General features: G+C 56.8%; 7 protein-coding genes. 4 read left to right on the top strand and 3 right to left on the bottom strand.

Annotation, left to right across the window (positions count from 1 at the left end):
- Positions 1-524: 524 nt before the first annotated feature.
- Positions 525-1,493, bottom strand: coding sequence for a radical SAM protein (locus PKC29_15365; protein HML96798.1), 969 nt, complete (start codon positions 1,491-1,493; stop codon positions 525-527).
- 157 nt (positions 1,494-1,650) lie between these two features.
- Between PKC29_15365 and PKC29_15360 the strand changes: the two genes are divergently transcribed.
- Positions 1,651-1,944 carry a hypothetical protein gene (locus tag PKC29_15360; GenBank protein ID HML96797.1) on the top strand — a complete coding sequence of 98 codons (294 nt, stop codon included), beginning with the start codon at positions 1,651-1,653 and terminating at the stop codon, positions 1,942-1,944.
- 145 nt (positions 1,945-2,089) lie between these two features.
- A complete protein-coding gene (locus tag PKC29_15355; protein HML96796.1) occupies positions 2,090-2,374 on the top strand; it encodes a hypothetical protein in 285 nt (94 codons plus the stop codon).
- An 80-nt stretch (positions 2,375-2,454) separates the two neighbouring features.
- On the opposite strand, the gene cysS is transcribed toward PKC29_15355, so the two are convergent.
- Positions 2,455-3,894, bottom strand: a complete 1,440-nt coding sequence (gene cysS / locus PKC29_15350; GenBank protein HML96795.1) for a cysteine--tRNA ligase — start codon at positions 3,892-3,894, stop codon at positions 2,455-2,457.
- Between the two features lie 295 nt (positions 3,895-4,189).
- On the bottom strand, positions 4,190-4,993 hold the full coding sequence (locus tag PKC29_15345) for an SDR family oxidoreductase (GenBank protein ID HML96794.1): 804 nt from the start codon (positions 4,991-4,993) through the stop codon (positions 4,190-4,192).
- A 201-nt stretch (positions 4,994-5,194) separates the two neighbouring features.
- On the opposite strand from PKC29_15345, the gene PKC29_15340 reads away from it, so the two are divergent.
- Entirely contained in the window at positions 5,195-5,686 is a 492-nt protein-coding gene (locus tag PKC29_15340; protein HML96793.1) for a methylated-DNA--[protein]-cysteine S-methyltransferase, read from the top strand.
- Positions 5,590-6,135 carry a phosphatidylglycerophosphatase A gene (locus PKC29_15335; protein HML96792.1) on the top strand — a complete coding sequence of 182 codons (546 nt, stop codon included), beginning with the start codon at positions 5,590-5,592 and terminating at the stop codon, positions 6,133-6,135. Before PKC29_15340 ends, PKC29_15335 begins: the two co-directional genes overlap by 97 nt.
- Positions 6,136-6,629 lie beyond the last annotated feature (494 nt).

Here is a 6,629-nt window from a genome sequence, read left to right as displayed (position 1 = left end):
AAAAAAGTGTTACCTATGTCCCCGAACGTTTGTTACCACTCTCCCAGGTCTGTACCCCCCCTTTTTCTAAGGGGGGACGAAAAGTAAAGACTGGATTCCCGATGTATAGGCAGGTTTCGAGCGGTACCAGATTAACATATGTGCTATGAATCAGCGGCGTCCGATTCCTCACTCGCTCGGAATCGTTGCAGGAATGGCAGAAACAAACATTAAAAGCGAGATCCTGAATATTTTGATTTGATATGCTATGGAGCCGTACTATATGAGCTTCCCTGCAGTCGGCCCGTGGCGTCCGATTCCTCGCTCGCTCGAAATCGTAGTTCGGAATGACGGAAGTGTGGGGTCGCGGTAGTGGCCGCGACGTCGGGTTCGTGCACGCGTGGCGTACTGGATTCCCAATCCGGCTTCGCCGCGATGAATAAAAGCATTCGGGAATGACTGGAAATAAATAGAAATGAATAGATTCCTGCCTCCGCAGGAATGACAGAAGTGTGGGGATTCCTCTACCTGCGGGCGCTGCCCGCTCAGATCCAGACGCCCATATATTCGAGGGCGCGCTTGATGTTGGCGGGTGTCTGGGTTTCGCCCCTGCAGGCGTACCAGCAGGCAGTGCACTTGGTCTCTTCGTAGAGCTTTGGCGTATATTCCGAGAAGTGCGCCGTGATCGGCATTTCGGAGCAGCGCTTTAAGTGCCCGGAGGGCGTGACCTGGATGTGGCTTATGCCCGCGGTGCAGCCGGGTATGCCGCCCGTTTCGAAGTACTTCGGGATTTCGTTGAGGTAGTATTCGGTGGAGAGTATAGTGCCCTTCCACTTCCTCCGGAGGCGGACGAGCTCCTTAACGAGGCTCTTTACCCTGTCGAGCTCTTTCGGGTGGACGAAGTGCTCCTCGTTGTTCGTCTTCATCACGGAATAGGAGCTGAACGATATGCAGACGCCCCACTCGTGCGCCCTGGCAGCGAGCTCGGGTATCTGGTCCATATTGTCTTCCATGATGATCGTGTTCATCGTTACCTTGCCCTTGGGGAATTTCTTTCCCAGGGCGGGCATGAGCTCGGAGAGGTGGTCCCACAGCCCCGGGACGCCCCTGTAGACGTCGTGCTTCGGGCCGGGGAAGTCGAGCGAAATGGCTATCTGGTTGATGCCGGCGTCGTAAAGCGCCTGGGCCTTGTCGACCGTGAGAAGGTCGCCCTTGGTGACCATCGACGTGAATATGAAGTAGGACGATTCCTTGACCTGGCGGACGATGTCGGGGAGGTCTTTCCGGAGCATGGGCTCGCCGCCCGTGATGACGACGACGAGGGGGTTGATGAGCTTTATCACCGGGCGGTAGTCGTAGATGCGCTCTTCGTGGCGCGTTTGCCAGTAATCGCAAAAGTCGCACTTGGCGTTACAGAGTTTCGTGATTTCGAGGTTTACGAGCTTCGGGCGGCCGGTGAATCTCGTCTGGAGATATTTTATCGCCCCGTAAAGGCTTTCCTGTGCGGTAATCATCCTTAAGATTTATACATTAGAGGCGGGGTATTTTCAAGCTGCGGTTTAACTTCGGGAAGACGGGCCGGAGAGCCCCCGCGGGCAAAAATGTATTGACTTGCCGGAGGTTATCTACTTTAATAGAGAGAGGCGCGGCCGACGCGGCCCGGAGAAAGGGATGTCGAAGAAAACGATCCAGATCGAATTATTCCAGTGCGATCACGTGGACGAGGGCGGCGGGAGGTGTGAGCGGGACGGCGACCGGGAGGCGATAAGAACCTGCAGCTTATGCGGGAAGGACCTCTGCATAAAGCATTACGAGCTTTCGACGGTCACCGTACACGGCACGAGGGATTACTTTACCTATTACTTCTGCCCGCATCATACGGACGAGTTCCTGGAGACGCTGGCCCTTAAATTCGGGAACACGAGGCCCGTGCCGCAGACGGGTTATGGGGTTACGCTCAACTAGCCCCCCGGAAAAGAATATTGACTTATTCCGCGCGATTTAGTTTAATCTGTCTTGCGGGGGGCGGTAAACTTTAATTACAGGCCCACGAGGTAAACGCCGGGGCGCGAGACGCCCGGGCGCAGCATTCACAGGAGGTTTTTCCAAGATGTCCAGCAAGACGATATCCGTTGAAATATTCCAGTGCGACCACGTGCACGACGACGGCGAGAGGTGTAAGAGCGAGGGGGAGAGGATGTCTATAAAGTCGTGCGCGCTTTGTCAGAAGGACCTTTGTAGCAGGCATTACGAGCAGATTACCGTTTCGAGCCGCGGCGGAAGGGAGACGCTGACCTATCACTTCTGCTTCGACCATACGCAGGAGTTCATGGACACGCTCGTCAATACGTTCGGCGATACGAGGCCCGTTACTTACGCCGGGATGGCGAAGTAAAAGGGAGTGATTCCCGGGGCTTCCTTATCGTGAAGGATGGGGGTTAACGGGCGGAATGTCCCCTTATCCGGTCCGGGTGCCTAGCCCTTCACCCTCCAGAGAGTTCCCTCGGGCTTGTCTTCGAGGAGAATTCCCTTGTCTGACAGGTAATCCCTTATCTCGTCGGCCCGCTTCCAGTTCTTTTCCTTACGGGCGGCGTTCCTTTCCTCTATCAGACCTTCTATCTCTTCGCTCGAAATCGCCCCGGCTTTCTTCTGGAGCTTTATCGATTGCAGGTATTCGGACGGGTCGTACTCCAGTATGCCGAGCACGCCGCCGAAATGCTTTATTTCGGTAAGCGCTTCGGTGAGGGAAGGCGTCCAGCCCCGGGCGTCTATCGACCTGTTTATGGCGCGCGTGAGCTCGAAGAGGCTGCCGATGGCGTCCGCCGTGTTGAAGTCGTCGCACATCGTCTCTATCCATTTTTCCTTAAACGCCCTTGCAGCCCCGGAGAGCTCGGGGTCTTCGCCGCCGCTTCCGTTCTTCTGCTGGTCGCCGGCGCGCTTCAGGGTGATATAAAGCCTTTCGAGTGCGGTCTCTGCCTCATTCATTGTGACGTCGGAGAAATCGGCGGGGTTTAAGTACTGGTGCGAGAGGAAGAAGAGCCTTATCGCCTCCTTGTTCCACGTCGCGACGGCGTCCTTTACGTTCAGAATATTGCCGACGGACTTGGACATTTTCTCGCGGTTGATTTGAATAAGCCCGTTGTGAATCCAGTATTTAGCAAACTGCTTATCGGTAACACACTCTGACTGCGCTATCTCGTTTTCGTGGTGGGGGAAGATGAGGTCTTTCCCTCCGCCGTGTATGTCGAAGCTCTCGCCGAGATACTTCATGCTCATCGTAGAGCACTCGATGTGCCAGCCGGGCCGGCCGTCGCCCCACGGGCTCTTCCAAAAGGGCTTGCCGGGCTTGGCGGCCTTCCACAGCGCGAAGTCGAGCGGGTCCTCCTTTAATTCGTTAATATCGATACGCGTTCCGGCGAGCATGTCGTCCGGGTCTCTACGTGAGAGCTTGCCGTAGCCCTTGAATTTCTTCACGGAAAAGAATACGTCGCCTCCGGACGTGTAGGCGTAGCCCTTGTCGATTATCCTGCCGACGAGGTCTATGATCTCGGGCATGTGCTCGGTTACGCGGGGCTCTACGGTCGGCCTCTTTACGCCTATGGAGGCCATGTCGTCCCTGTATTCCTTTATATATTTCTCGGCGACTTCGTCTGCCGTCGCGCCGGTCTGTGTCGCCTTGTGTATGATCTTGTCGTCTACGTCGGTGAAGTTTCGGGCGTATGTGACGTCGTATCCGATATGCGTAAGGAACCTGAAAATGACGTCGAACGTGACCGCCGCGCGGGCGTGCCCCAGGTGAGCCGAGTCGTAGACCGTCGGCCCGCAGACGTACATTTTTATCTTGCCTTCGCCGAGGGGCGAGAGCTCTTCTTTCTTTTGTGAGAGCGTGTTGTAGAGTGTGACTTTCTTTGCCATTATTTCTGTCTTTTCTCCGATCGGGCCTTTTACCTGTCGTTCATGCAGCAAAAGGAATCGATGTTTTTATAAAAGCATTAAACAAAACGACGAGATTGCCGCGGTCACGGAAAGCGTTCCCTCGCAACGACACATTATAAAGACTGGATTCCCAATGTGTAAACAGGTTTCGAGCGGTACCGGATAAACACTTGTTGTGTAAATGAACCGCGTCCGATTCCTCGCCCGCTCGAAATCATTGGGAATGACAAACTAAAATACCGGGTCAGGCAAGAAGCCGCGCCTGACTGTTTCCTTATATAAGGTCCTCGCCGCCGTCCACCTTTATAACGTTGCCCGTGAGCCACGACGTCTCAGGCAACGACAGGGCGTATATGGCCCTGGCCACGTCTTCGGTGGTCGTGAGCCTGCCGCCGGGATTGACTTCGACGGCGTGCCTGATTATCTCGTCGTTGCCCGGAATCTTGCTGAGTGCCGGGGTTTCCGTCACGCCCGCCTGTATGGCGTTCGCCGTGATGCCGTGCTTCGAGAGCTCGACGGCGAGCTGCCGTATGTGCGATTCGAGGGCGGCCTTCGACGCCGATACAGGCCCGTACGTCGGCCATACCCTGTGCCCCCCGGCGCTGGTCATGGCGAATATGCGCCCGCCGTCCGTCATGAGCCCCCTCGCGACGAGCTCCTGGGCCCAGTAGACGAGGCTGTGCGCCATGACGTCGAGCGTCATGTCCATGTTCTTCGCGGAGACGCGCGCCTTTTCGTCCCCGGCGATGTAGGGCTTTAACGTGCCGAAGGCGAGGGAGTGGATCAGCACCCTGACGCCCGAGGGGTTCTTGTGCTCGTCGAGAATCTGCTCGATCTCGCCAAGGACCTCGGACCTTTGGTCGGCGTCGGCGGCGTTTACGTTAAAAAAGCTCGCCTGCCTGCCGCGGCTTTTTATCTTTTCCTTTATCTCCTCGACCTTGGGCATCGTGCCTTTCCTGTCGAGGTGGACGCCGAAGATGTTCATACCGCGCGATGCAAGCTCTATCGCCGCGGCCTCGCCGAAGCCGCTCGACGCGCCCAGAATGAGCGCCCAGTTGTTTTCCAAACCTTTTGACATACTTTGTATTTTCTCCCTTATCCGTGTGGGGATTGCACGATAGCTGTAGAGATTCTACGTACTTTGGGGGGAATTTCAAGGATTGGCGGGGGCCTCGGCGCGCGCCCTGCCGCGGCCGACGTGGCGGGGAAGCCCGGATTCCTTGACAACCCCGCCCCCTCGTGGAAACTGATTTGGCAAAGGGGGCCATTCCGCATAACCATGAGCGACGTTTATTTTTCTTCCGTAATCACGCGAATAGGGCAGGTCTTCGTCACATCGACGGAGAGGGGCGTCTCGAAGATATTCTTCGGGGAGAGGGGCTTCAGGGACTATCTCGAAAGGACCGCGCCGCAGGGGCTCGTCCCGGGCGGCCCGGCGGCCGAGATGGCGAGGGAGATCGAGCTTTATTTCGAGGGCATGCTGACAGAGTTCAAGACGCCGCTGGACATGACGTCGGGGACTGAGTTCCAGAGGGCGGTGTGGGAAAAGCTGAGGACCGTGCCCTACGGGAAGCTGACGACGTACGGCGAGCTGGCCGAGAAGGTCGGCAGGCCCGGCGCGGCGCGGGCCGTCGGCAACGCCGTCGGCGTCAATCCGCTGCCGATAGTCGTCCCGTGCCACAGGGTGGTCGCGTCGGACGGGCTCGGCGGATACACGGGCGGCATAGATATAAAGAAGGACCTCCTCAGGGTGGAAGGGGTGCTCACCTGAAACAGGGCGCCGCAAAGCTCGTCGCGACTTTCTTCGGGACGGGTTATTTCCCGTACGGCTCCGGAACCATCGGCACCATCGCCGCCATTCCGCTTTATTATCTCTTCTCGTTTACTCCACCATATGTTTATGTGCTTCTGACGGTCGCCGTGATCGCGGTATCGGTGTGGGCCTCGGACGTCGTGGAGCGCTCGTCGGGGAGGACGGACCCGGGGTTTATAGTCGCGGACGAGGTTTCGGGGTATCTCGTGACGATGGCTTTCGCCCCTGTGACGGTGACGTCGGCCGTACTCGGATTTTTCCTCTTCCGGCTGTTCGACATTACGAAGCCCCCGCCCGCGAGAAGGCTGGAGCGGCTGGGCGGAGGGATGGGGATAGTGATGGACGACGTCGCCGCCGGGGTGTATGCGAACGTGGTGCTTCAGGTGGTGGTGAGGTATGTGTTGTAAAGGCGTCGCACCTTCGGTGCTCCGCCGGAATCCTTCTTAATCCGTCATCCCGGACTTGATCCGGGATCTCGCTTTAAAAGAGCATTAAGGCAACTACAAAATCTTCTCTACCTTTGACTGACCACACACGCATGTGTGTTTCTCGATGTAGCGCCGAAGTTGCTAAAACCACCTGAAGCGCGGCTGGTGGCAATGGCAAAGCGCTGCCGCTTCGATTGTTTACTGCTGGGGTCTCCAGTGGCTGAAGGGGAAGTTTTATACTTAACTGGTAAGGTCGGTATAAGGCTTTCTACTTTTGACTGACCAAAAGTACACACGTACGTGTGATTTTCGACGAATCACATTCAGAGGCATATGCATCGGAAGCGCGTTTGGAGGTTATAGCGGAAGGTGGCTACTTCGATTGCGTGCGGCTGCGAGCCGCCGGGCCGGGGACACGTAGTGTCTTTTTCGACGTAGCAACGAAGTTGCTAAAGTCACTTGAAGCGCGTCAG

This window comes from Thermodesulfobacteriota bacterium (genome assembly GCA_035325995.1).
Classification (GTDB): Bacteria; Desulfobacterota_D; UBA1144; order Nemesobacterales; family UBA2774; genus JADLGH01.
This window is presented reverse-complemented; position numbering and strand designations above follow the sequence as displayed.

Excerpts from the sequence above, each read along its gene's own strand:
- PKC29_15365 (HML96798.1), bottom strand. The coding sequence starts at position 1,493 with ATGATTACCGCACAGGAAAGCCTTTACGGGGCGATAAAATATCTCCAG.
- PKC29_15360 (HML96797.1), top strand. The coding sequence starts at position 1,651 with ATGTCGAAGAAAACGATCCAGATCGAATTATTCCAGTGCGATCACGTG.
- PKC29_15355 (HML96796.1), top strand. The coding sequence starts at position 2,090 with ATGTCCAGCAAGACGATATCCGTTGAAATATTCCAGTGCGACCACGTG.
- cysS (HML96795.1), bottom strand. The coding sequence starts at position 3,894 with ATGGCAAAGAAAGTCACACTCTACAACACGCTCTCACAAAAGAAAGAA.
- PKC29_15345 (HML96794.1), bottom strand. The coding sequence starts at position 4,993 with ATGTCAAAAGGTTTGGAAAACAACTGGGCGCTCATTCTGGGCGCGTCG.
- PKC29_15340 (HML96793.1), top strand. The coding sequence starts at position 5,195 with ATGAGCGACGTTTATTTTTCTTCCGTAATCACGCGAATAGGGCAGGTC.